This window comes from Paenibacillus sp. EB106-06-01-XG199 (assembly GCF_058791575.1).
In genome coordinates, this window is the sequence record NZ_JBYTDQ010000001.1 from 1,189,582 (window position 1) to 1,214,727 (window position 25,146).

Annotated in this window: 18 protein-coding genes and 3 pseudogenes; 3 read left to right on the forward strand and 18 right to left on the reverse strand. The window is 45.6% G+C overall.

Going from position 1 to position 25,146, the window contains the following annotated elements; translation table 11 throughout:
- Nucleotides 1-30: 30 nt before the first annotated feature.
- The 4 genes from narI to AC3WT9_RS05710 are packed head-to-tail and all read right to left on the reverse strand — an operon-like array spanning nt 31 to nt 6,508.
- Nucleotides 31-717, reverse strand: coding sequence for a respiratory nitrate reductase subunit gamma (narI, locus tag AC3WT9_RS05695; RefSeq protein ID WP_341093137.1), 687 nt, complete (start codon nt 715-717; stop codon nt 31-33).
- Complete coding sequence (gene narJ, locus AC3WT9_RS05700) at nt 714-1,280, reverse strand: nitrate reductase molybdenum cofactor assembly chaperone (protein ID WP_341378601.1); 567 nt, start codon at nt 1,278-1,280, stop codon at nt 714-716. Before narJ ends, narI begins: the two co-directional genes overlap by 4 nt.
- Nucleotides 1,273-2,844: a nitrate reductase subunit beta gene (gene narH, locus AC3WT9_RS05705; RefSeq protein ID WP_341378600.1), complete on the reverse strand. Its 1,572-nt coding sequence runs from the start codon at nt 2,842-2,844 to the stop codon at nt 1,273-1,275. The genes narJ and narH overlap by 8 nt, the downstream gene beginning before the upstream one ends.
- Nucleotides 2,834-6,508 carry a nitrate reductase subunit alpha gene (locus AC3WT9_RS05710; protein WP_341378599.1) on the reverse strand — a complete coding sequence of 1,225 codons (3,675 nt, stop codon included), beginning with the start codon at nt 6,506-6,508 and terminating at the stop codon, nt 2,834-2,836. Before AC3WT9_RS05710 ends, narH begins: the two co-directional genes overlap by 11 nt.
- Nucleotides 6,509-6,825: 317 nt before the next feature.
- Here AC3WT9_RS05710 and AC3WT9_RS05715 point away from each other — a divergent pair, with 317 nt between their 5' ends.
- Nucleotides 6,826-7,245, forward strand: a complete 420-nt coding sequence (locus AC3WT9_RS05715; protein ID WP_341093133.1) for a hypothetical protein — start codon at nt 6,826-6,828, stop codon at nt 7,243-7,245.
- Nucleotides 7,246-7,261: 16 nt separating this feature from the next.
- On the opposite strand, the pseudogene AC3WT9_RS05720 reads toward AC3WT9_RS05715, so the two are convergent.
- Nucleotides 7,262-7,687, reverse strand: a pseudogene (locus AC3WT9_RS05720) (RrF2 family transcriptional regulator); the annotation flags it as partial.
- A gap of 151 nt (nt 7,688-7,838) precedes the next feature.
- Here AC3WT9_RS05720 and hmpA point away from each other — a divergent pair.
- A complete protein-coding gene (gene hmpA / locus AC3WT9_RS05725; RefSeq protein ID WP_341380371.1) occupies nt 7,839-9,020 on the forward strand; it encodes an NO-inducible flavohemoprotein in 1,182 nt (393 codons plus the stop codon).
- A gap of 57 nt (nt 9,021-9,077) precedes the next feature.
- Here the strand turns inward: hmpA and AC3WT9_RS05730 are convergent.
- From AC3WT9_RS05730 to AC3WT9_RS05785, 12 genes and pseudogenes are all read right to left on the reverse strand, one after another.
- A pseudogene (locus AC3WT9_RS05730) lies at nt 9,078-9,460 on the reverse strand (DUF488 domain-containing protein).
- A 212-nt stretch (nt 9,461-9,672) separates the two neighbouring features.
- A complete protein-coding gene (locus tag AC3WT9_RS05735; protein ID WP_341093130.1) occupies nt 9,673-10,854 on the reverse strand; it encodes an alpha/beta hydrolase family protein in 1,182 nt (393 codons plus the stop codon).
- A 218-nt stretch (nt 10,855-11,072) separates the two neighbouring features.
- Entirely contained in the window at nt 11,073-12,128 is a 1,056-nt protein-coding gene (locus AC3WT9_RS05740; RefSeq protein ID WP_341378597.1) for a HAMP domain-containing sensor histidine kinase, read from the reverse strand.
- Between the two features lies 1 nt (nt 12,129).
- Entirely contained in the window at nt 12,130-12,825 is a 696-nt protein-coding gene (locus AC3WT9_RS05745) for a response regulator transcription factor (RefSeq protein ID WP_341093126.1), read from the reverse strand.
- A gap of 563 nt (nt 12,826-13,388) precedes the next feature.
- Nucleotides 13,389-13,823: a hypothetical protein gene (locus AC3WT9_RS05750; RefSeq protein WP_341378596.1), complete on the reverse strand. Its 435-nt coding sequence runs from the start codon at nt 13,821-13,823 to the stop codon at nt 13,389-13,391.
- A 176-nt stretch (nt 13,824-13,999) separates the two neighbouring features.
- Nucleotides 14,000-14,323, reverse strand: a pseudogene (locus AC3WT9_RS05755) (alpha-amylase family glycosyl hydrolase); the annotation flags it as partial.
- A gap of 46 nt (nt 14,324-14,369) precedes the next feature.
- A complete protein-coding gene (locus AC3WT9_RS05760; protein ID WP_342481889.1) occupies nt 14,370-16,004 on the reverse strand; it encodes a glycoside hydrolase family 13 protein in 1,635 nt (544 codons plus the stop codon).
- A gap of 62 nt (nt 16,005-16,066) precedes the next feature.
- A complete protein-coding gene (locus tag AC3WT9_RS05765; RefSeq protein WP_038591843.1) occupies nt 16,067-16,960 on the reverse strand; it encodes a carbohydrate ABC transporter permease in 894 nt (297 codons plus the stop codon).
- 13 nt (nt 16,961-16,973) lie between these two features.
- The gene (locus AC3WT9_RS05770; protein WP_341093120.1) at nt 16,974-17,888 is read right to left on the reverse strand and encodes an ABC transporter permease; all 915 of its coding nucleotides are present in this window, start codon (nt 17,886-17,888) and stop codon (nt 16,974-16,976) included.
- 60 nt (nt 17,889-17,948) lie between these two features.
- On the reverse strand, nt 17,949-19,685 hold the full coding sequence (locus AC3WT9_RS05775; RefSeq protein ID WP_341378595.1) for a type 2 periplasmic-binding domain-containing protein: 1,737 nt from the start codon (nt 19,683-19,685) through the stop codon (nt 17,949-17,951).
- 370 nt (nt 19,686-20,055) lie between these two features.
- On the reverse strand, nt 20,056-21,462 hold the full coding sequence (locus AC3WT9_RS05780; RefSeq protein ID WP_341378593.1) for a response regulator transcription factor: 1,407 nt from the start codon (nt 21,460-21,462) through the stop codon (nt 20,056-20,058).
- Nucleotides 21,459-23,171 (reverse strand): sensor histidine kinase, encoded by a 1,713-nt coding sequence (locus tag AC3WT9_RS05785; RefSeq protein ID WP_341378591.1) that lies wholly within the window; start codon nt 23,169-23,171, stop codon nt 21,459-21,461. Before AC3WT9_RS05785 ends, AC3WT9_RS05780 begins: the two co-directional genes overlap by 4 nt.
- 614 nt (nt 23,172-23,785) lie before the next feature.
- Between AC3WT9_RS05785 and AC3WT9_RS05790 the strand changes: the two genes are divergently transcribed.
- The gene (locus AC3WT9_RS05790; RefSeq protein WP_341093116.1) at nt 23,786-24,442 is read left to right on the forward strand and encodes a DJ-1/PfpI family protein; all 657 of its coding nucleotides are present in this window, start codon (nt 23,786-23,788) and stop codon (nt 24,440-24,442) included.
- 379 nt (nt 24,443-24,821) lie between these two features.
- Here the strand turns inward: AC3WT9_RS05790 and AC3WT9_RS05795 are convergent.
- Nucleotides 24,822-25,146 (reverse strand): hypothetical protein (locus AC3WT9_RS05795; protein ID WP_492407471.1); only part of this gene is annotated, 325 nt, incomplete at its 5' end.

Sequence of the window (25,146 nt, forward strand, 5' to 3'; positions counted from 1 at the left end):
ACAGGGAAAGAAGTTTTCGCTTACTTTCCTTTAATTCGATTTATTTCTTCTGTATAGAATATAACTTCTGCCTACATAATTCAATGGAACACTCCATACATGGACTAAGCGGGTGAACGGCCAAAGGGCAAAAATGGCGAAGCCGGACAGGATGTGCAGCTTGAAGGAAAACGGCACACTTTCCATAAGTGACGGATCCGGTCTGAACATGAAGAGGCCCCGGAACCAGACGGAAATCGTCTCACGGTAATCAAACTCGGGCTGTACAGCATTGGTTACGATTGTGGAGTACATTCCCATAAAGACGATAAAGAGCAGCAGTGAATTGACAATCAAATCGGAGGCACTGCTGAGCCGGCGGACATTCTTGATCGTAAAACGGCGGGAGGTCAGAATGATCATCCCCAGTAACGTAGCTACTCCGAAAAATCCGCCAATATACAGCGCGCCTATGTGGTAAAGATGTTCATTGACACCGATTGCCTCCATCCATGACTTCGGTATGGCGAGACCCCCGATATGGCCAAAAATGACCGGAATAATCCCAAGATGGAATAAGATACTTCCATATTTCAACTGTTTCTTTTCAATGAATTCACTGGATTTCGCCGTCCAGTTAAACTGATCCTTGCGGTAACGGAAGATATGTCCGCCGATAAAGACCACCATACAGATGTAAGGGAAAATAACCCATAGAAACTGAGCAAACATATTCATTGACTGGGGGCCTCCTGTCGGGCACAAGCTTTGAATGTTTCACGCAATCCCTTCACCAGATGGAAATAGGGACTTTTATTCTTATCAAGCGCCTTGAGCAGATGATAGGTGCCATCCTCAAGAATCGCAATCAGCATGCTGAAATTCTCAGGTGCCGACGGATCTTCAAGCCATTCTGCAGCATACAGAAATTCACACATCAGCGGAAGATAATCGGGCAGCTCACCTTCTGGCATTTGCAGCCCGAACATCTCGTATAACAGCTTCAGTTTGGCCAGCATCTGTCCGCGTTCTTTGGCATCTTCAAATTTAAAATAGGTCATGTACAGGGCGCAGTCTTTCTGGAAATCAAAAGTGGCCGCATAACTCTCCTGAATCTCTTCCAGGCTGAAGTTTTGCATCATTGACCAGTAGGTGTGCACATGGGCGTAACCCGGGTGGCCGCTGCTGAACGCCTCTTCCAGAAAAGCCGGATGAAAATCCAGCTTCTCCGGGTACATAAGCTGCAGGGCGAAATATCCGAAGGATTGCTTGAAATCGTATAATTTGATCAGATCAATCACGCCAAATCCCTCCGTAGAAGTTCTCTTCATACATTTCCTTGCCGCTCTTCATCGTAGTTCCTGCAGCGCTGGCCGGGCCACAGCCGTCACAGCCGGAGCCGGAGCCCGTATCTCCCATGCTATTGCCATAGCCGGTCGAACCTTGAGCACGATAAGGGTTCATATGCTTTTCTCTATGGGAAGTCGGAATCACAAAGCGGTCTTCATATTTGGCGATAGCGAGCAGCCGGTACATCTGTTCCGTCTGATGCGCAGTCATGCCTACACGTTCCAGACGGCTTAGGTCGAAGTCCTGACCTGTAGATTTGGCACGCATATATGAGCGCATCATTGCCATCCGCTGTAAGGCTTCTTTGACCGTCTGCGTGTCACCTGCAGTCAGCATGTTGGCCAAATACTGGATCGGAGTGCGCATTTCTTCGATAGCCGGGAAGATCTGATCCGGATTCTTCAGCGAATCTTTTCCTTCAAAATAATTCATGATCGGACTAAGCGGCGGCACATACCAAACCATTGGCAGTGTCCGGTATTCCGGATGAAGCGGGAATGCCAGCTTGTGCTCGATGGCAAGCTTGTAGACCGGGGAGTTCTGGGCTGCCTCCAGCCAGTCTTCCGAAATGCCGTCTTTTCTTGCCTGAGCGATTACTTCCGGATCATGCGGATTCATAAACAGATCACATTGTGCTTTATACAGGTCCTTCTCATCCGGCGTCGAAGCAGCATCAAGTACTTTGTCGGCGTCATACAGCAGAACGCCCAAATAGCGAATCCGGCCGGTACAAGTCTCGGAGCAGACCGTCGGCAAGCCCGCTTCCACGCGCGGGAAGCAGAAGGTACATTTCTCCGCCTTGTTGGTCTGCCAGTTGAAGTACACCTTCTTATACGGGCAGCCCGTCATGCAATATCTCCAGCCGCGGCAGGCTTCCTGGTCGACGAGCACAATTCCGTCTTCATCCCGTTTGTACATCGCACCGGAAGGACAGGACGCGACACAACTCGGATTAAGGCAGTGTTCACATAGGCGGGGCAGATAGATCATAAAAGATTTCTCGAAGTTGAATTTGATCTCTTCCTCAATTTTCTGGATGTTCGGATCCAGCGGTCCCGTTACATGCGCTCCAGCGAGATCATCTTCCCAGTTCGGCCCCCATTCCAGATCCATTTTCTCACCCGTTACCGCCGAATGTGCCCGTGCGACCGGGGAATGTTTTTGCTCGCCTGCATTCGTCAAATGTTCGTAATTGTAAGTCCACGGCTCATAGTAATCCTTCATTTCCGGCATGTCTGGATTGTAGAAGATTTTGCCGAGCGCGATCTTGGACAGCTTATTGCCTGACTTCAGCTCCAGTTTTCCTTTACGCAGCTTCCAGCCGCCTTTATAGAGCTCCTGGTCTTCCCAACGTTTCGGATAGCCGATCCCCGGCTTCGTTTCAACGTTGTTGAACCACATATATTCCGCGCCTTTACGGTTAGTCCAGGTTGTCTTGCAGGTGACACTGCATGTGTGGCAGCCAATGCATTTATCCAGATTCATTACCATTGCTACTTGCGCTTTAATTTTCAAGCCAGTTAACCTCCTTCATTTTGCGTACGGCTACGTAGACATCCCGCTGGTTGCCGATTGGACCATAGTAGTTGAAACCGTAGCTGAGCTGTGCGTATCCGCCCACCATCTGAGTAGGCTTCAAATGAATTCGTGTAGGAGCATTATGGCTTCCGCCGCGAGTATCCGTGATCTCAGAGCCTGGTACTTGAATATGTTTGTCCTGGGCGTGGTACATAAACATGGTGCCTCTCGGCATCCGGTGGCTGACGACTGCGCGTGCGGTTACGACACCGTTGCGGTTGTATACTTCCAGCCAGTCATTATCGGAAATCTGATGCGCTTCGGCATCCTCATTGTTAATCCATACGGTTGGACCCCCGCGGAACAAGGTCAGCATGTGCTGGTTATCCTGGTAGGTAGAGTGGATATTCCACTTGCCATGCGGTGTCAAATACCGTAGAACAAGCGAATCCTGTCCGCCTTTCACAGCCTTGTCACGCGGTCCGAAGACCATCGGCGGTAAGGTTGGCTTATAGACTGGCAGCGATTCTCCAAACTGCAGGAAGATCTCATGGTCAATATAGAAATGCTGTCTTCCTGTCAAGGTACGGAAAGGAACAAGACGTTCGATATTGGTAGTGAACGGTGAATAACGGCGGCCCTGCTTGTTCGAGCCGCTGAATACCGGTGTAGGAATGACTTCCCTCGGCTGAGCGGTGATGCTCTGGAACGTAATCTTCTCTGCTGCCCGGTCAGCCGAGATATCTTTGAGCTCGACGCCCGAATCTTTCTCTGCTTGCGCGTAAGCCTTCTGGGATACGCGGCCATTGGTAGCCGATGACAGATGAAGGATCGTATCTGCCGCCTGACGGGCAGTTTGAAGTTTTGGCAGGCCGTTTTTGATCGAATCATCGTAATGAACTCCGCTTATCTGCTTCAATTCCTCATATTCTTCGGCGACAGAGAAGCTGATGCCATGTGCCCCAGCTTTGCCAGTTGCAAGGTTGGGTCCAAGCGTGATGTACTTATCATGAATTTGGGTATAGTCCCGTTCTATAATACTTAAGTTTGGCATTGTTTTGCCCGGGATCGCTTCTATTTCGCCTTTGGCCCAGTCCTTCACATGGCCCATAGGCTGTGAAATCTCGCTTACTGAGTCATGGCCGAGAGGTGTTGAGACAAGATCTTTGTAGACGCCAGGCAGATGCGATTTCGCCATTTCGGAGAAAACCTCCGCAAGCTGGCGGTAAATATCCCAGTCCGAACGTGATTCCCACAGCGGGTTCACAGCCGGATTGAACGGGTGAACAAAAGGATGCATGTCTGTTGATGACAAATCTGTTTTCTCATACCATGTGGCCGCAGGCAAAACAATATCCGCATACAGCGGCGTTGTGGTCATCCGGAAATCCAGGGCAACCATCAGATCCAGCTTGCCTTCCACATCTTCCCGCCAGATGATTTCCTCCGGCTTCTGCTCTTCATTCGGCTCGGCGAGCAGCCCGTCGGAAGCTCCCAGTAAATGCTTCATGAAATACTCCTGCCCCTTCGCGGAGCTTGAGATCAGGTTCGAGCGCCAGATAAACAGTGAACGCGGGAAATTCTCAGGAGCGCCCGGATCTTCCACCGCAAAGCGGGTTTTACGCGATTTGATCTCTTCCAGCGTGTGGTCAATTATTTCGGCATTGGATTTCTTGCCCTGCTGTGCAGCTTCTTCCGCAAACAAAAGACTGTTCTTATTGAACTGCGGAAAGGACGGCAGCCAGCCGAGACGTGCAGCCAGCACGTTATAGTCAGCCGGATGCTGATAAGCTACCTTTCCGCCAGTTGGCGACTTCAGCGAATCCGTGCCGCTCTCCTCATAACGCCATTGCTCTGTTGCAAAGTAGAAAAACGATGTGGCATTTTGCTGACGGGACGCACCCTGCCAGTCTTTAGCAAAGGCTACCGTTGACCATCCTTCGATCGGGCGGCATTTCTCTTGACCGACATAATGCGCCCAGCCCCCGCCGTTAACTCCTTGTGAAGCGGTGAGCATCACCAGATTCAAGATGGAACGGTAAATGGTGTCACTGTTGAACCAGTGATTGATCCCAGCCCCCATGATAATCATCGAACGTCCGCCCGTATCAATCGCGTTCTGGGCAAATTCCCGGGCGATTTGAACGACAACACTTGCTTTCACACTTGTAATTTCCTCCTGCCAGGCAGGCGTGTAAAGAGAGGATTCATCAGTGTAGTCCTTGGCATTCAGCGGGCTGGCTGTACGAGCGATGCCGTATTGGCTCATCATCAAATCATAAACAGTGGCAACAACCCGTTCTGTACCGTCTGCAAGCTGGATTGTTTTGACCGGGATCATCCGTCTGAACGTACCGTTACCGGCATTGTCGAAGTAAGGGAATACAATTTCTGCCCACTGCTCTCCATGACCTTCAATACTCAGCGCCGGCTCCACTTTGCTTCCATCTTCACGTTGAAGGATCAGGTTCCATTGCTTGCCTTCTTCCCAGCGCTGGCCCATGGTCCCATTGGGAACGATAAATTCACTGGCCGACTTGTCAAAGATGACCGGTTTCCAGTCTGAATGCTGTGACATCTCACCGAGGTCACTCGCCCGGAGGAAACGTCCGCCTTTCAAGGCATCTTCATGCGTGTCCAGCAAAATCAGAAAAGGCATGTCTGTATATTGCTTGGCATAATTCAGGAACATCGGTTCCTGGCGCTCATTGTAGAACTCATTCAGAATTACATGCGTCATGGCCTGAGCGAGCGCGGCGTCCGTACCGGGATTTGGCGCCAGCCAGTTGTCGGCGAATTTGACGTTTTCCGCGAGATCCGGTGCCACCGATACTACCTTGGTTCCCTTGTACCGCACTTCCGTCATGAAGTGTGCATCCGGTGTCCGGGTAAGCGGCACATTGGACCCCCACATCATCAAATAGCCAGCATTGTACCAGTCGGAAGATTCCGGTACATCTGTCTGCTCCCCCCAAATTTGCGGAGATGCCGGAGGAAGATCGGCGTACCAGTCATAGAAGCTCAGCATTTGCCCGCCCAGGAGCGAGATGAAGCGCGCACCCGAAGCGTAGCTGACCATCGACATGGCCGGAATAGGTGTAAAGCCGGCGATCCGGTCGGGTCCATATTTTCTAATGGTATAAATCAATTGTGCCGAAATGAGGTGGAGTACATCGTTCCATCCCACTCGGATATGGCCGCCTTTGCCGCGGGCCTTCTTGTAAAGATCAGACTTCGCAGGATCTTCTACAATGCTGGCCCACGCATCGACGTAATTGTCATGCTCGGACAGCGCCGTTTGCCACAGACGCCACAGCTTCCCTCTAACATAGGGATATTTCACACGTAGAGGACTGTATTCATACCACGAAAATGTAGCTCCACGGGGACACCCGCGCGGTTCGAATTCCGGCATATCCGGCCCGCAGGAAGGATAATCAATCTGCTGGTTCTCCCAGGTAATAATTCCGTTCTTCACAAATACCTTCCAGCTGCAGGAACCTGTACAATTGACTCCGTGAGTGGTGCGGACTACTTTATCATGAGACCAGCGCTGGCGGTACATATTCTCCCAATCCCGGTTTTTCTCCTCAAGAATGGACCAGTTCCCGGAATAGCTTTCAATTGGCTTGAAAAAGTTGAGACCATATTTTTTCTTCATCGATTACGAACACTCCTTTGCAGAATGAAGGACAGGGTTACGTAAAAAAATACATTCATTCAATTAATCTCATTATGGATCCCCCTGGCGATACTTCCCATTAGGGAATCGCCTATTGCGCCGCGGGAATTCCCTTGATCTGAATAAAAAGCAAAAAAAGCCTTCCCCGCTGAGAGAAAAGCTGTGTTGTGGACTTGATGATTAAGGATATTAGTTCCTATTAGGGAGTTCCCTGTTTGTGATCCGGGGAATTCCTTAGCGGGAATTCCACTGCTTTCTGGTGTGCTATACTGAAAAAAAACGAGAGGATGAGCCACATGACAGGTCCTTCATTGCGCCAGTTGCACGCCCATCATGCCATTCATCAAGGCGGGCTGTCTGGTGCTATAGCTAAAACTGAAGAAGTGGAAGAGCTTCTGGAAGCAAAAGAATTCGAGGTGGCGCGCCAAGCAGCCGATCATTTGATTGAGTATTGGGAGACGCGAATCATTAGCCACGCCGATGCGGAAGAAGAGGGTTTCTATCAGGAAATGGCCGAGAAGAGTCCTCACTTGCAAGACGCAGTTAAACAGCTGACACGTGACCATGAACTGCTGCGAATCATAGTACAAGATGTGAAAGCAATGCTTGCTGAAGACGGCCTCACTCCTGAGGCGATTCATCAGTTCCATGCCCTGTTGGTTGTGAACTCCATTCATAGCCGGGATGAAGAACGGCTGTTGTTAGCGGAGGCGTGACCTTCTCCTGCTGTTGAAGAATAGCACGCAGGTCATCTTTGTTGATTAATAAATCCTGCAGCGTATATTCATTAAGTACCTGCAGATAGGCTTGAAGTGCTCTGGCAAGCGCTCCTTTAAGTCCACAAACCGGGGAGATCGGACAGCTGCCGCCTGAAGGATTGAAGCACTCGACAAGATAGAAGTCGTCTTCCATCCGGCGTACGACCTCCCCAATGTTTATCTCTTCAGGTGTCCGGGCAAGCCGTATGCCTCCCCCCCGCCCTCTTACAGTTTCAATATATCCTGCCTTTCCTAATTCGTGTGAGACCTTCATTAAATGATTTTTAGATATATGATAAGCGTTCGAAATGTCTTGTATGGTTGAAAGCTCACTTTGCTGTTTTGATCCAAGATAGAGGAGGATTCGCAAAGAAAAATCTGTATACAAAGTAAGTCTCATATTTCCCTCCATTTGTAGGTATAGTAAGTGATATTTATTACAAATAATATCATATATATTGTCCATTTTGTTAAAGTGGTATTTTAAATATATCTTTTAACTTAAAATGAGTATATATTAAATTTGCAACAATTGAGAGGAGCTGATCGTTATTTTATCACAGGAAACCAGGGATATTGTCAAATCCACAGCACCCGTATTAGCCGAACATGGCACAACCATTACATCTGTGTTTTACCGGAATTTGTTCGAAGCCCATCCAGAACTTCTTAATGTATTTAACCATGCCAACCAGGCGCAAGGCCGCCAGCAGGCTGCACTTGCCAATGCGGTGTACGCAGCAGCCGTCCACATTGACAACCTTGAGAGTATTCTGCCTGCGGTTGTCCAGATTGCACACAAGCATGTCAGTCTTGGCATTAAACCGGAGCATTACCCGATCGTCGGCGAATTTTTACTGAAAGCCATCAAGGAAGTGCTGGGTGATGCCGCCACAGATGACATTCTCAAAGCATGGGAAGAAGCCTACGGCGTCATCGCAGGTGCCTTTATCGGCGTTGAAGACAGCATGTACAAAGAAGCGCGGGAACAGGAAAATGGCTGGAACTTCTTCAAACCGTTCACTGTTGCGCGCAAAGTACAAGAAAGCACCAACATTACATCGTTCTACCTCAAACCGGCAGACGGTTCCAATGTACCGGATTATAAGCCAGGACAGTATATCTCTGTGCGTGTTCTAATCCCTGGGGAGAAGTACACCATGATCCGCCAGTACAGCCTTTCACAAGCACCAAAAGCGGATGAATTCCGCATTTCCGTGAAACGCGAAGCAGATAATGATCCGAATGGCGTCGTCTCGCTTTATCTTCATGAGCAGGTTGCAGAAGGAGATACCGTCGAAGTAAGCGCCCCGGCGGGTGAGTTTTTGCTGGATGCCACCAAAACAACGCCAGTGGCCTTTATCTCTGGTGGTGTAGGCATCACGCCGATGATAAGCATGTTCGAAACCGTTGCGGCAGCAACGCCGGAACGGCCGACTGTATTCCTGCATTCTGCGCGGAATGAAGCACTGGCCGCTTTCCGTAAAGATGTCGAGAAACATGCATCTGTTATGAGCAATGTTAAGACCAAAACCTTCTATTCCGGTGGTCCGGATGGCGTAATTACAGGTGAAGTCCTAAAGACATATGTAGACATTACAGGTGATGCTTATGTTTGCGGTCCGGTACCTTTTATGGAAGCGATGATTCGTGAACTGCATGCGCTCGGAATGAAAGAAGAACAAATTCATTATGAATTTTTCGGCCCCGCCCTGCAGTTGGACAACAACTAGTAAGAAAACACATAGGCCGCTTCCCGGATCTTAGTCGATCTGGGGGCGGCCTGTATTTTATCGGGAAACAAGCCATTCAAGCAGGACGTTCGCATGATTATGAACGGGATCTTTTGCTCCATAGACCAAAGTAACCTCTTGTTCCAGCACCAGTTCATCAATCTTTGCAGCAAGTCTGCCGCGCTCCGGGTCTTCCTCCAGCTCCCTGATATAGCTGCTTGTAAATCCCGCAAACCGCCCTGGCTCATGGCCGAACCATTTTCGCAGCTCCGGGGGCTGGGGGCAATCTCCTTCATCCATTCGTCAATTGCGGATTTTTGTTTGGAAATGCCACGGGGCCACAGTCTGTCTACCAGTATCCGGTACCCATCCTCTGGCTCAGCTTTCTCATAAATCCGCTTCAGCCTGAGATGATTATTTTGTTTTTTATGCAGCACCATGATTAACGATCCTCCTTCCTTATGCACATAGCTGTTGCTTTTATCTCTCTGTTTTATCATCATATTATAAACAATCAAGGCTTATTAAGGATATAAATAAAAGCTTCGATTTGTGGTGCTAGTTTCCGGCAACTCCTCCATAAGAGAGAGCTTATTCAGGAATCTAAGTACGACACTCCTGAACAAGCTCAATTAGAAACCTTTCAATAAATCTACTTTATGATGTCCTGGCAATCGCTTAAGCGAGGCGAGGCTGGCCCAAGCCCAATTGAGCAGAGCCAATTCAGCACTACCTCATGCAGCACGTTGATGTTGTCTACCTGACAGTGTTCTAATCCGCCAAGTCGTCTATCTTCTATCGGGTAGAACGTCTTGTTTTTTGAACCCGCTTGCTCGTAATTCTTCAAGGCTTGTGTCAGGGGATTTGGCTGAACCAATATCTCTTCCGCTCCGTGCATTACAAGAAGCGGACATTCTATCTGGTGGAGCTTGCCCTCAAGATCATAGGCAAAACGCGGATTCCCCGCAAAATCCTCCAAGCTTTTTGCCCCTAGAATTCTCATGCCGTGTGCGGCCAGACTCGGCGGCATCCAATTAAGCATGGCACCCCAGTCGAAGGCGTGCGTACCGCCGTCGGAGATGACGGCAGCAATCCTGTGATCGAACGAAGCGAATCGCAGCGAGTCGTAAGCCGCAAAACTCTCCCCGTGCACGATAATCTTATCGGGATCGACTTCCGGCCGTGTTAGAAGAAAGTCGATTGCCCGGGAATGGAAAGCCTCACTATCCGCCCGTCTCCCCTTTCCTTTTTCGTACAGCGAGAGGCCGGTGCCAGGCTGGTCATAGACCAGAAAGTTATATCCACACGAAATGAAGGCGGGACCTAGCCAGAAATAATTTTCAATTGACCACTCATCGCCACCGTTAAGAGCAAAAAGAGTCGGCTTTGGACCTTTTATCCAGGAAGGGGAAAAGAAGTACCCCTCCAGCTTGACATCCTCGTAATCAACCTCAATCTTCTCCGGGCGGACATCGAAGTACTTTCCGGCAGCTTCGAAGAGTTCATTTACCTTCTTAAAGATACGGATTTTCTCGATGTCATCATCCATCACCGCATACTCTGCGATTCTGTAGTAATTGCAGGCGCGAATGTAGCAGTTTCGTGCTGTATACCAGTTTCCAGCTGTTTCGGCCTCCTTGCCGTGTCTTTCCAGTGCCTGGGCGGTTATGAGCCATTCCCTGTGCCACGTATCCTTATCATCGGGGTCGATTTTTTTGCAGGCCTCGTAGATCTCGGTGACGTCCGTAGCACCTAGGCTTGCCATACCCAAAGCTTTGGTGACTTGGTATGACATCATGTAGTTATTGGGCCAACGGCTGAACTCAATTGACATTGTAGCATTCTCCTTTTCCAGTTCTAGTGATTGTAGTTTTTTTACTACAAGTAATTTTTACAACACAAAGATAAAGCTTCTTTAAAAGAAAAATAAATGTTTATAAAGAGAATATAAAAAACTATAAACCGCTGAAAAAACAAAAAAGGCAGCTTCCCGGGTGTGTGTGGCAGCAGCCTTTAACTTTGTTGTAAAAGAATATGTGTGCAAAAATAAGGTCAGCGCTGTGCCGCCCGGGGAAGGCTAAATCTTATCCCCAAACCGCCATATTCGGAAGGGTAGGCAACAATTTCGCCACCGTGATGTTCAATAATGGACTTACAGCTTGCTAGACCCAGCCCCAGCCCGCCCTTTTGGATTTGCCGCGATTTATCCACAGTGAAAAATTTGAGGAACAGAGAAGAAATATCCTTATCCGGCACTCCAATCCCATTATCCTCGATTTGGAAATAGGCATAATGTCCTAGCGGGTATCCGGTCATATACACTTTCAGCTTATTCTTCCCTCCATATCTTACAGCATTGCTAAAGAGGTTGCCGAAAACCCGACGGATCATCGGTTCATTGACCATTAGCAATATATTGTCCGTGAATGAGTGGCGGCAAGTAAGCTCGTTGTCAAGTCCCGCCAGCTCGTACTCATATTCAAGGGCAATTTTTTCGAATAATTTTGATGCATTTACAGGTTTAGCTACCATGGATTCCAACTCCAGTTTTTCTTTGGTGAAGCTGGAGAAATCATTGATGAGTTCGACCATATATTCTGACTTCCTTTGAATCAATTCATAATATTCCTGCTTTTCCGTTTCTGGTAAGTCCTTGTGTGCAGCCAGCAGTTCAGTAAAACCGTTAATAGAGGTCAGGGGTGTTTTCAAATCGTGGGCGATTGCGGCAATCATATCGGTTTGCTCTCTGTGGGCGAGTTGAAGCCTATGCTCCATCTTATTGAAGTGCTTATAAAGTTCTCCGATCTCGTCATTACTCCTCAAAGCTAGCGGAGGCATTGGATGTACAATATTTACTTCTTCCAGCCTGGTATTCAGAAGCTGAATGGGTTTCTCTATGCAAAAATGAATATAGATAATCAGAATAATAAATATGAAAAAGGCAATGCCAAATATGGGCAGGAGCAATGCAATATATCGTGAGTCCAGCAATGAACTGCGTATAGGGGAATATACTGCAAAGACAAGCTTCAGGTACATTCCAATTGAAAACATAAAAATTATAAGCATCAGCAGGAATAAGAGAGGAATTTTTATTTTCAGTTTCATACTATTGCTCTCTTTCCGTGTATTTATATCCTATGCCCCATATGGTTTTAATAAAGTCATATTCAGGACCAAGTTTCTTACGGATATTTTTTATATGGACCGTTACGGTATTTATTTCTCCGTATTCGTCTCCCCAGACGTTTTGATATATCTGCTCACGAGTCAATACATGATTGGGGTGACGCATAAGAATAGACAAAATTTGAAATTCCTTCGTTGATAAGTCGAGCTTCCTGCTATGCAGGAATGCTTCAAACGTCTTATCGTTCAAAATGAGCGGAGCATCCGCCTTTTCGTTACTGGTACTAAGTTCATCCCACTCTTTAAACAGCCTGTCCACTTTTCTGAAGTGGGCCTTTATCCTGGAGGCAAGCTCCCGAATACTGAAAGGTTTGGTCATGTAATCGTCTGCTCCTATTTCAAGCCCGACGATTTTGTCAATGTCCTTATCACGCGCACTTAAAAACAAAATTGGAACATTATAAGATTTTCGGATACTTCTGCAGACATCAAGTCCATCCATATCAGGCATCACTATATCAAGAACGATGAAATCAATGTGGTTTTCTTCCAATGCAGATAAGGCTTCTTTCCCGGAACATGCCGAAATTATTGCAAATTGCTCGTACCTTAAACTCTTTGTGATGAGTTTTACGATTTCTTCATCGTCGTCTACAACTAATATCGTTTTTGGCATCTTTATACCTCCCAACCTCTTTAAATGGATCTTGTTGATCCAATTCCCAGTGCACCGCATTCTGTTATACCTCATCGTCGGTTGGATACTGGGCTGTAAGCGTCTGTTTCATTTTCGCCGATGGCTTGCCTGAGTTCTATTCGTATCCCCCTGTTAATACGGGCTTTCGAAATTCCGGATAATGTCTAATTCGCGGACTCTGTAGAATATCCTTTATATAAACATTACTTCTATATGGGGATTGGCCGTAACTACAGAGAATGTTTGGACTTCCAACCGCTGTAGAATCCGCTCATTCTCCTCCTCCCTGTTCACCCGATGCAATTTCATAGTAGGATATAGTAGTATTATCTTTCCTGTACATCTGAACAAATCAATGCATAGAAATTAGACATGTTAAAAAAGTCGGGTTTCCGTCCTAGCTACTAGACACGCTGCAGAAAAAAACAAACCCGTCAGCATGTTTTAGTTCGGTGGGTTATATCAGCATATAAAGAAGAAAAGCCAATCCTAACAATGGATTTGGCTTTTCTTTGGATAGAATTCCCCTTTTATATAGACTGTTAAGAAATCATTTGACATACGTCAGAAAAATCTGTATTAATTGTCCACTCTAAACGTCTAACCCATTCGTTTTGAACTTCTACAGGAGCATTACTTACCCTTATAAGGATATTCAATACTTTATATAAACAACATGCTTTTAATTGTTCTGACGAAATGGTTAAGGGATAATGGGATAGGTATTCATTTATAAATGCTGTATTCAGTAAAAGTGCTTTTTCAGAGTAATGAAGCTTTGTAAACCAACATACCCAAGCTAAATCATTCAAAGGATTTCCCCATTCAGCCCTACATAATATCTCCTTTGACTGCTTAGTTAGTTCAACTGGTACGTATTTCAAATCTAAATCCGCATCCTTTAACATAGCAATATTACTTTTTCTTATCCCTTTGCCATTTTCATTAAAGTGGTTTGTATGTATTAGAGTGTCCATGAATACCATTCTTATAGTCCATTAATACAATTCTCATATTAGAAATGTCCAATACATCATGAATGATAGGTGTAACTCCCGACCCCTGTAAAAAATTCAAACAATTTACCTCATTAGCCACTAATAATGGATTAGTACCCTCGATAAGAAATGTAAGATTAGTGTATCCGCCTGTAAGACGGATCAAATTCACTTTTCCAAATCTTCCATTTAATTTTTCCGTTATTTCTTCTATCATAACTCCAGATGTAACAATCTCGTTTAGGGTTATCCAGCGAACCTCTGGATTCTATAAACCACGGGTGTTCGTCACTTATATGATTGATCACCAAGTCCATAATAAGTTTCATGCCGCAGTGATGAACTTCATTTAGTAATTGATCAAAGTCCGCCATCGTGCCGAATTCAGCCATGATGGAACAGTAATCACTGATGTCATAACCATTATCATCGTTGGGTGCCTTATACATCGGGCAGATCCATATCAGATCAATACCGGATCTTGAATATAATAGCAGTTTTGAGGACTAAACTTTATTTAACGTATTATGCTTTATCATGGCTAAGGTACATTCTTGCTTCGTATGGACGCAATTCGCTCTCCGTCATATCACCTGTATAATTGCATATCAACAGCTGATTCGTCTGTGCCAATTGTCCCTGAAGCGGGAGTTCGGTCGTATATCCTTTGAAATTGCATACGACAAGAATTTTGGTACCATCCAATGTTCGGGTATATGCAAACACGTCTTGATTCTCTGGAAAGATCAGCTCATATTCACCATATACGATTACTTCATGATCTTTCCTTAATTGAATTAACTTCCGGTAATAATGGAATATGGATTCGGGGTTATTCAAACTTTGTTCGGCATGGATGTGCTTATAATTCGGATTCACCTTAATCCATGGTTCCCCTCGTGTAAAACCAGCGTTATCGGAAGTATCCCATTGCATAGGTGTTCGTGCGTTATCGCGTCCTTTGGCGTAGATGGACTCCATAATGTTGCGTTCAGGATAACCTTTCCCCATTCTTTCCTTATAAAAATTGAGCAATTCTATATCCCGATAATCTTCAATAGCATATTGAACATTCGTCATGCCCAATTCTTCACCCTGATAAATGTATGGCGTACCTTGCATGCCATGAAGAAGGGTGGCCAACATTTTAGCTGATTCGATCCTGAATTCTCCATCATTTCCCCAACGTGAAACGATTCGTGGCAAGTCGTGGTTATTCCAGAATAAACTGTTCCAGGCGTCACCCTTGAGCTCCGTCTGCCATTTGGACAGCACTTTTTTTAATGACATAACATCTAAAGGCTTTAGATCCCACTTTCCTTTGCCTTCTTGTTCATCCAAGCCGATGTGTTCAAATTGAAATACCATTGAAAACTCACTGCCGTCCGGGTTGCTGTACAGTTTGGCGATTTCCGGAGTGGCGCCCCATGTTTCTCCAACGGTTAGCAGGTCTTCCGCTTTTTGAAACGTCGCTTTGCTCAGTTCCCTGATATATTTATGCAGATTAGGCCCGTTTCCCGTAATCTTCAAATCCGGTTCTTTACCGATTAAGTCGATCACATCAAGTCGAAAACCACCAACACCCTTGTCGATCCACCAATAGATCATGTTGTATATCTCCTGTCGGACTTTGGGGTTTTCCCAGTTAAGATCCGGCTGTTTTACAGAAAATAGATGTAAATAATATTGCCCGATCTCAGGCACCCATTCCCAGGCTGAGCCACCGAATGTGGACCCTAAGTCGTTCGGAGGCGTTCCTTCAACGCCATCTCTCCAGACGTAGTAGTCATGGTACGGATTGTCTTTGCTTTTTTTGGATTCTTGAAACCAAGGGTGTTCATCCGATGTATGGTTCAACACCAAATCCATAATGATCCGAATGTCTCGTTTCCCGGCTTCATGAATTAACTTTTCCATATCTTCCAAAGACCCAAACATCGGATCGATATCCTGATAATCTGAAATATCATACCCATAATCATCTTGAGGGGACTTGCAAACGGGTGATAACCAAATCGCACCGATGCCGAGTTCCTGCAAATAATCCAATCGGGACACAATGCCCTCCAAGTCGCCGATTCCATCTCCGTTACTATCTTGAAAGCTCCGTGGATATATTTGATATACTACGGTTTCTTTCCACCATTTTTTATTTTTCATGTTTCATTCAACCTCTCTTTCACACGAAACGTGGTTTATTTTCATCAACTCACAGCATCTCGTTATTCTTTGACGGATCCTACGACAATGCCAGTCACAAAGTATTTTTGCAGCAGCGGATAAATCAGCAATAGCGGGATGACAGCGACTACGATTTTGGCCGCATTCAGGTTTTTTTTCGAAATTTCAGTCAGGTTGCTGAGCTCACTGGAATTCGTGCCGGCTTGAAGCAAATCGGCAATATTCACGTTAAGGGACTGAATATAGGTCATTAGCGGATAATTGCTGACTTTGGTCATATAGATCAAACCGCTGAAGAAGTCATTCCATGTACCCACGATACTGAATAGAGCGACTGTTGCCAGCGCAGGAATGGACACAGGAACATACACTTTGAACAAGACCTGGAGCGGATTCGCCCCATCGATGAACGCTGCTTCTTCAAGCGCTTTAGGTACAGCGGAGAAGAAGTTCATCACGAGGATGACACTGAATATCGGGACAGCGCCTGGCAGAACAAGTGCCCAAATCGTATTCAACATATCCAGGTTTTTGATCAGCAGGTAACTCGGAATCATGCCTCCACTGAACAACATGGCAAAAATCATAATATTCATATAAATGTTTCTGCCTTTAAAATCCCTTTTCGATTTGGATAACGGATAAGCCATCAAAATAATCAGAGTCATGTTAAGCACAAGGGTAAGCGCGACACGTAGAACAGATATGCCAAAGGAACGCCAGAACTGTGGATCATCAATAATTTTGGTATACGCTGCAGTTGTAAAATTGACCGGAACGAGACCTACAGCATTCGCTGATACCGCCTCGCTGCTACTGAATGAAATGGCAACGATATTCCATAACGGAAGAAGGCAGGCCAATGCCAGCATGATGACGATGGCATAGATGACAAACCGGCCAATTCGATCTTTTAAGTTTGCAGAATAGGACACAGGTTTCGCCTCCTTAGAATATTTTCCGGTCCGTATATTTTTTGGCCAACTGGTTGGCAGACAAGAGTAAAACAATGCCGATCACGGACTTGAACAAGCCAACAGCCGTACCGAAGCTATACTGTCGCCCAACGAGACCGATCCTGTAGACATAGGTATCCAGAATATCGCCCGACTCATAGACAACCGGGTTATACAGATTATAGATTTGATCGAAACCGGCGCTCAAAATATTGGTCAGGCTCATTACACCCATGAGCAGAATAATAGGGAGCATGCCCGGCAACGTAATATGCCATACTTTTCTCCACCAACTGGCTCCATCCATTCCTGCCGCTTCATACATACCGGGATCAATCGACGTAATAGCAGCCAAATAGACGATGGAACTGTAACCAAACTCCTTCCACACGTCTGTTCCGATAATCAGTGGCTGGAACCAGGTGTTGCTGCCAAGGAAATTAATATTTTCCAGGCCAAAGAACGCCAACATTTGATTCACAATTCCGTCCAAACTGAACATGTTGACAACGACGGATGCCAGTACAACCCAAGATAGAAAGTGCGGCAGATAAACAATCGTCTGCACGGATTTTTTTACGTATTTAATACGAATTTCATTTAACAAAACGGAAAAAATGATGGCCATCATCGTTCCGAGCAGAATCTTGCCAATAGCAATCACCAAGGTATTGCTGACGACCTGTGCGATATCCGGCAGCTTAAACATATAAATAAAATGCTTCAGCCCTACAAATTCGGAGCCGAACATGCCCTTGGCGGGTATATAGTCCTGAAAAGCCGTAATGATGCCGACCATTGGAACATAGCTGAATACAAGCAAAAACAAAATGCCTGGCAGCATCATCATATGGTACATGGCACCGGCGCCAAGCCGGCCCCTTGCTTTCAAATTCCCCTGTTTCATGGATGAACCCCTTTCTTCAAGAAAGGCTGCGTATCGCAGCCCTGCCACTGTTCATGATGTTTATTGTTTTGATGCGACCTCGTCTTCAATTTCCTGAATGATTTGATCACCACCTTGTTTCTTCCAATTGCTGACGAATGTATCGAAGTAATCGAGCGGTTCTGAACCGGTCACGATTTTGATAAATGATTCCTGCTCCAACTTCGTCAGATTGGCCCACGTCTGTTTCATGCTTGATGTAGTTCCAGAGAAAGCAGGTGTCATCCAGACGAATTTGCTTTCCTGTGTCAGTTTGTCGATCAGTCCAACTCCGTTGATCCGCGAATGATATTTCGACCAAGCAGTCGCGTCATCCGTATCCATGTCGCTTAAATAGGTTTTGATACTTCCGATATTGTTCTTCGATTCGGTTGTACGAACCTCATCCAGGCCAATCTCTCCTTTAATCCCACGAACGACGTCAGAGTAATCATCCAGCAGCGATGTAGCCGAGTTGACTTCGATATTAAAAGGTCTCGTAGAACCGTCTACCCCGGTCTCTTGATACTTGGCAGCTTCCGGCATGGTTGCTGCGGCATCTTTATCATTAGCCAGTTTATCGTAGAACAGGTTTACAATCTTAACGGCCAGCTCAGGGTGTTCATATCCTTTTTTCACCACGATAAACTGATTGGATGGATTGGCATGTGCCACGTTGACATTGCCGTCTGCATCCTCCAACGTATACGCCGAGAATTTTGCATTTTTATCCATCTGCTTCACGCTGATCAGTCCCCAGTCAGGGATATGCCACGGTCCAAAAGCGATACCGCTTTGGCCATTGGTGTAGAGTGCAGTAATGTCATCAAACGTGCGGGTCCCAAATTGCGGGTCAATGATGCCATTCTTGAACCAATCCGCCATGATGCCCAGCATTTGCTTGGTTTCTTCTGTCGTGGAACCATACACGATTTTACCCTCTTCACCATTCATCCAATATTGCGGGAACGCTCCCTCGGTTGAGGCAACACCCAGCATGGTATAAGCAGAGCCATTATAATCTGTTGTATTCAGCGTGTTCACAAATGGAATACCTACCGGGTTCCCGGATTGGCCAGGATCTCTTTTCAGGAATTCCAGCGCTGTTTTCTCCACTTCATCCAGCGAGATGGTCCCGTCTCCGTCTGAATCAAGTTGAATTCCCAGCAGATCCAGCCAATCTTGACGGACCCAAACCATCGTTGGTGCGGAATCCAGGGAAGTCGCCGGAAGGCCCATCAAACGTCCATCTATCGTCGCATTGTCTAATGCACGGCCATCATAGGAATCATACATCTGCTTGATGTTATCCGTAGCATATTGATCATAAATGGCTGTCAGATCCTCAATCAAATCATTATCCACCAGTTCTTTCAGTTCATCTTTGGAATCGACGCGCATCATATCAGGCAATTCCCCGGAAGCGATGGCGAGCGAAACTTGACGGCTATAATCTTCACCATTGGCTTCAAATTGATCTGTAATCTGAGCGTTAAACGTGTCTTTGACCAGCCGAGTATACGCGTTGTTCTCATAGGTATCTCCAGCCGGCAGTTTCGGGTTGGCTGTGGTCACCCGTCCCATGGTTACGGTGATTTCGTCTTTATAAGCACTGAACGGATCTCCCGGCGTTACCTCATATTTGCCTGCTTCCTCTGCAGTAGGAGGATTGGAAGAGTCTCCACATGCCGCGAGGGTTGCAACCATCAAGGCAGACATGGACAGCACGGCCAGACGCTTCGTCAACCGTTTGCTTTTCATGGACCATTTTGTTCTCATCTAGTTCGATTCCCCTTTATTCTGATATCAATTTTGTTTACGCTTTCATTATAAAATGGAGTGAAGACCAATCGAGATAGGGATTGCACGTCCGTTTGGATAGAGAAATGGTTACAGTTTTCAGTGGTATTATAATACATTGGTTAGCTTGTGAGCATATACCCTACTTACTGACCTACATTCGTCTATCTATCCTTATTCTTGATCAAAAACAAAAGGCCGGCAGCTCCTAAAACAGGAAGCTGTCGGCCTTCATTTATCAAAAATCGATAAAATGTCTTTCGTATCATTTACATGACAGCCTACAACGATCATGGAATTCGGTCACTTTTCTCATTAAATGGATGTTCGGTCATTGGGAAGATATCCGCTATTTATTTCCTCTGCCTAGCTGCCGATACTCGCTTGGCAGAAGACCTGTCAGTTCACGGAAAATCCGGCTGAAATATTTTTCATCCGTATAACCCACCCGCTCCGCAATCCAGAAAATCGTGTTGTTCGTATTGAGCAAATACTCTTTGGACTTCTCTACCCGGATGAACCGGGAGTACTCATTAAAGGTTTTCCCCATCAGATCTTTGAAACATTGACTGAAATAGCTTCGGCTGATGTTGAGTTGTTGGGAGAGACCTGAAGCTGTATATGCCTGCTCCAAATCATGTTGCACGATCATCACCGCTTTTTTCACGGCATCGATGATTTCCGGTGAATATGAAGTCTGTTCATCGGTCTTTCGAATGCCTGCAGCAGTCTGCTTGATCCACTCTTCGACCTCGAACCAGGACTCGAAAGAATGGATCATGGAGATTCTTCCAAGCGTAGTTTGGGCAAAAAGGTGGTTCCACTCCATAACGATCGAGTACAGCAATCCCATCAACTGACCTTTATGTAATCGTAATGATTTGAACTGGTCAATAAGTTGGTTGTAGTAACTGTCATGATGGGTCCATAGTGTTTGGAACCAACTTTGCTTAATCCGGTCAATGTCCTCATCCTGCGGTTCTTTTGAAAATATGTCTCCCTCTTTCATCGAAACGGGAATGACTTGGTCACTGGGGTTGTACGCATAGAATAAAGACGTCTCTGTATAATTCATAATCCAGTTTTTGATTTGCGACCACGTTCGCTCTTGTACATCAGACAAAACCAACAACGTACTTTGGGGGACTTGATTCAGGGATTCCTTTAATTGATGAAAAAGTTGATCCTCTTCGTACTGGGGTACTGCCCACATCCAGCTATTCCGCTCAACCTCCCACCTTATCTCATCTTCATGCGCAGTTAGCTCCATTGTCCACGTATGTTCTGATTTGCGATCCAGTGAAACAAGTGCATACACATTTCGATAATGGACATTAATTACATTCTGTGAAGGCATCTTTATTTTCGTGTTCGTCAACCCGTTAATTCGGGTATGTATCCGATGCAGAACATGTTCGAATTGCTCTTTTTCCAGCTGGACTTTGGCTATATAGTCGATGGCTCCCAGCCTGAGCGCTTCCTGGATATAATCGAAATCCTGATGCAGTGTTAACACAACGATATGAAGTTCCGGATAGAGCTGCCTCGCAGCATGCATCAGTTCAATCCCTGACATTACCGGCATGGCAAGATCCGTCAACATTAGATCGACCGGTTGGGATTTCAGAAAATCCAGTGCTTTCGCCCCGTTACTTGCTTCTCCTACAACTTCCATGTTGAACTCGTTCCATGGCATCGCAGAGCTAATGCCTTTGCGTACCAGCTTATCGTCATCCACAATCAATACCTTAATCATGCCGAGATATCTTCTCCTTTAATAGGCAATATGAGCAGTATGCTTGTCCCCGTTCCCACTTCACTCTCGATCACCAGTTGTGCTTGATCCCCGTACTGTGCCTTCAACATACGGTGAACGTAATTGAGTCCTATACCCATCCCTACTTTTTGTTGTTCAGCTACACGATTGTTCAGCAGTTTATGAATGGCTTCCTCGGTCATGCCTGCACCATTATCTTGTATCATAATGTTCAACGTTTCAGTGCGTGTAACTTCAATTTGAATAAAACCTTCGTCACTCAGTCCATGATATAGCGAATTTTCAACCAGCGGTTGCAAAATAAAGCGAGGCACAGGAATTTGAAGCACTTGTTCATCTGCAGTAATGCGGACATCAAATTCAAAGTCATATCGAATTTGCTGCAAAATCAGATACTGCCTTAACGCATCAATTTCCTCTTCCATCGTGGATACTTGCCCTAATTTGCCCAAATTGTAATACAACAGCTTGTTCAAGGACTGCACCAGCTTGTCGATCTCCCCTTGTCCGTTCATGACGGCCAGCCAGTGCACCGTATCCAGCGTATTCATCAGAAAGTGCGGGTTGATCTGATAGAGCAGTTTTTCCACTTCCAGGTCTGCACGAATCTTCTCTTTCTGCTGCACTTCCTTGAAGAGGTCACCGATTTGATGCTGCATATTGGAAAATTCACCCAGCAGAAAATCAAATTCGGGAATCTGAGTTCGAGCTCGGCTCCCTGTCGATTGTGGATTCTTGGACATCCCATTGATTTCGGAATGGAAGAGTCCGAGTGGTTTGTAGACCATCTTCCACAGAAGCCAAGCAAGAAATACGGTAAAACCAAGGAAAAATAAAGCGACCAGCAATATTTGAAGCAGCCACTGGTTTTTCTCCTGTTGATATTGAGCCTGTGAAATGACCGATACGACACTCCATTTCTGTGAGGAATCCTCTTTAAACCAGTGGTACCCGCGGGATATTCCGTCCTTCACAGGGTCGACTGTTAAGCTGGAGAAATTCTCCCCGACCTTCATGGCTTCCGGTATTTCACTGTACACAATGTTGCCTTCTCCATCCAGGATCAGATGAGATAAAGCGCCGTTGTATTGATTGTAACCCAAGATATCCTCTGTAAGACGAAAGCCGGATTCTACGTAAATGTACGCATCGTCCCTTTTGGGAAGTTGTACTCTTCGCATAGCAGACAGAACGAGTTTGTCATCGAATCGATTCATGCTGATATGGGGACCATAGTACTTAATTCCATAGGTTTGGAAGAGCACAGGCAAAGACTCAGGAGAAAAACGATCCTTGACCGGAAAGTTACCGAACTGCGTAGTGCCTTCTTTCTGGAAGTAATATAAGGTCAAACCGATATTTGGATTGGTAAACGTGACAACGCTTAACTCGCTCTTTAATTCGTCCCTGGCATCGATCAATTCGAAGATATCGGAGGACGGATTCAAAAATTCATCCATCCTTTTGCCTACAGTGCCACTGTAAGACAATTGCTGCGTAACGTGATTCAGATTGGTGATTGAATTCTCCAATGAGGATGTCACCTGCTGTAAATTGCTACGGATGCCATCATCGATCTTATTTGCGAAAATGGAGTCAATAGTATAGTAAGAAATTGCAAATATGCTGATAAAGGGGATAAACGCACTGAGAAAGAACAATAAAAAGATTCTTTTTTTAAGTGTCATTTTGACCTGTTCTCCTTCTAAAAATGAAACAACAAGCTCCTACTTATGGAAGCTTGCTGTGAATATACATACAGCTATACCGATTATCGTTTTCCTCATAGCCCTCGGCCATTTTGAAGCATGTCGGCATTTCAATCCTTCAGGAGGGCACAAATCAGGACAATCTGTCTGTGTCCTGTCCAAGTCCAATTTTCTTTCATAATTATAGATTGATATTCAAATTAGTCAAACACTTTCATACTGAACGGTGCCACAATGCTGCCCGTTAGCCAACCATGCAGCGCAAAATCAGCGCTGCATCACAGAGAATGAAAATTTTAGCTCGGTATTTTATACTGGAAGTACGGCTGGGAGAGGAAGGTCGATGAACTATGGTGCGATTAGAGCCCATCCGCTAGTCTGACTCCAACGACCACGGTGCACCACTGAATGTTGCTCCCGCTGGGAAGCACTCATAGTAGATTAATCCTATTCTGGTTGTTGCACCAGTCTCCAATCATGATGCCGTAGAAAGGTTGAATGGCGTGGATGTAATTATTACATACCCTTACCCCGTATGGGTATGTTATAGTTTGTTTGTAAGAATAGAATCCCACTCCAAAGGAGAGATCATCTTGAAAATCGCAATCATGCTTTTCGATGGAATCACAGCATTAGATGCAATTGGTCCATACGATGTATTTGCTGCTACACTGAAATGTGAAGTGAAGTTTGTCGCTAAGAAAAAAGGGTTAATCAAACTGGACTCAAATATGGGTTATTTGCATGCCGATTACAGTTTTTCTGAAGTTACTTCAGCTGATATTCTCGTTGTTCCAGGTTGCAGTCCGCCAAATTATAAAACTCCAATGAATGACGAAGAAACGTTAAATTGGATTCGCCAAATACATGAAACTACGAAATGGACCACGTCGGTTTGTAACGGCTCTCTGATTTTGAGCGCCGCAGGCTTGTTAAATGGAATCGTAGCCACCAGTCATTGGGGATCCTTCGACCTGCTTCAATCTCTTGGAACAATTCCAACAGATGAAAGAGTGGTTCGTCAGGGCAAAATCGTTACAGCAGCCGGTGTCTCCTCTGGTATTGATATGGCACTTCAATTAATAGCATGGGAATTGGGAGATGATATGAGTAAAGGAGTCCAGCTGATTTTGGAATACGATCCTCAGCCTCCGTTTGACACGGGTTCCCCAAAGAAAGCGCCTGCTTTATTGGTAGAACAAATAAGAGGGATGTTACAAGAGTTTGCAAAACGGGAGCCCAATTTATAAATCACAAATAATTCAGCATATTCTCAATAGCGTTATTGGGGTAGGTTGGGGTAGGTTGGGGTAGGTTGAGGTAGGTGTAAGGTATCTGAGCAAGACCTCATTCCGGTATTAACGTGGCTTAAACGTTCAATATTGTTAGTACTTGGTAGCGGAAATATCCAAAGGTGCTCCTTCTTTTTTATAAATCGGGATCATTTGAATTAAAGAGAAACCTCTCATTGGATGCACCCCGGTGCTATATCTCATTAGTAGAATGTACAAGTCTTAGCACGTTAAATTGCATAGTTACTAATTTTTCAAAAAAAGTTGTATGTGTCTTCGTTTCTAACGGTTACCCCTTAGCGGGGTGAAAACTGGTTATTTTAATGTTCAAATCCTCTTAACAGTGTAAATCTGCGTTTTGCTGGCGGTGCCCCACTAACGTCTCCCGATAGTTCAATGCTCTGAACTTGTTGTGATTAGAAGGACAAGTCCAAAAAAAAATATATCCAAATAAGACGGCGCCCCAAAAGGTGTTTCCAAAAGTATCATCACCATGCTTAATTTTTTTCAGAAGTGCCACTGTATTCACATAAAGGATAACACTTGCTATCGGGAGACTGAAGACAAAAAAGACTAGCATTAATTTAAGCTCATTAGACACCGTTGTCTCGATCTTGGGTATGCGGGAACAGAAGAAGCGTGTGGAACAGCTCTCCAAGTGT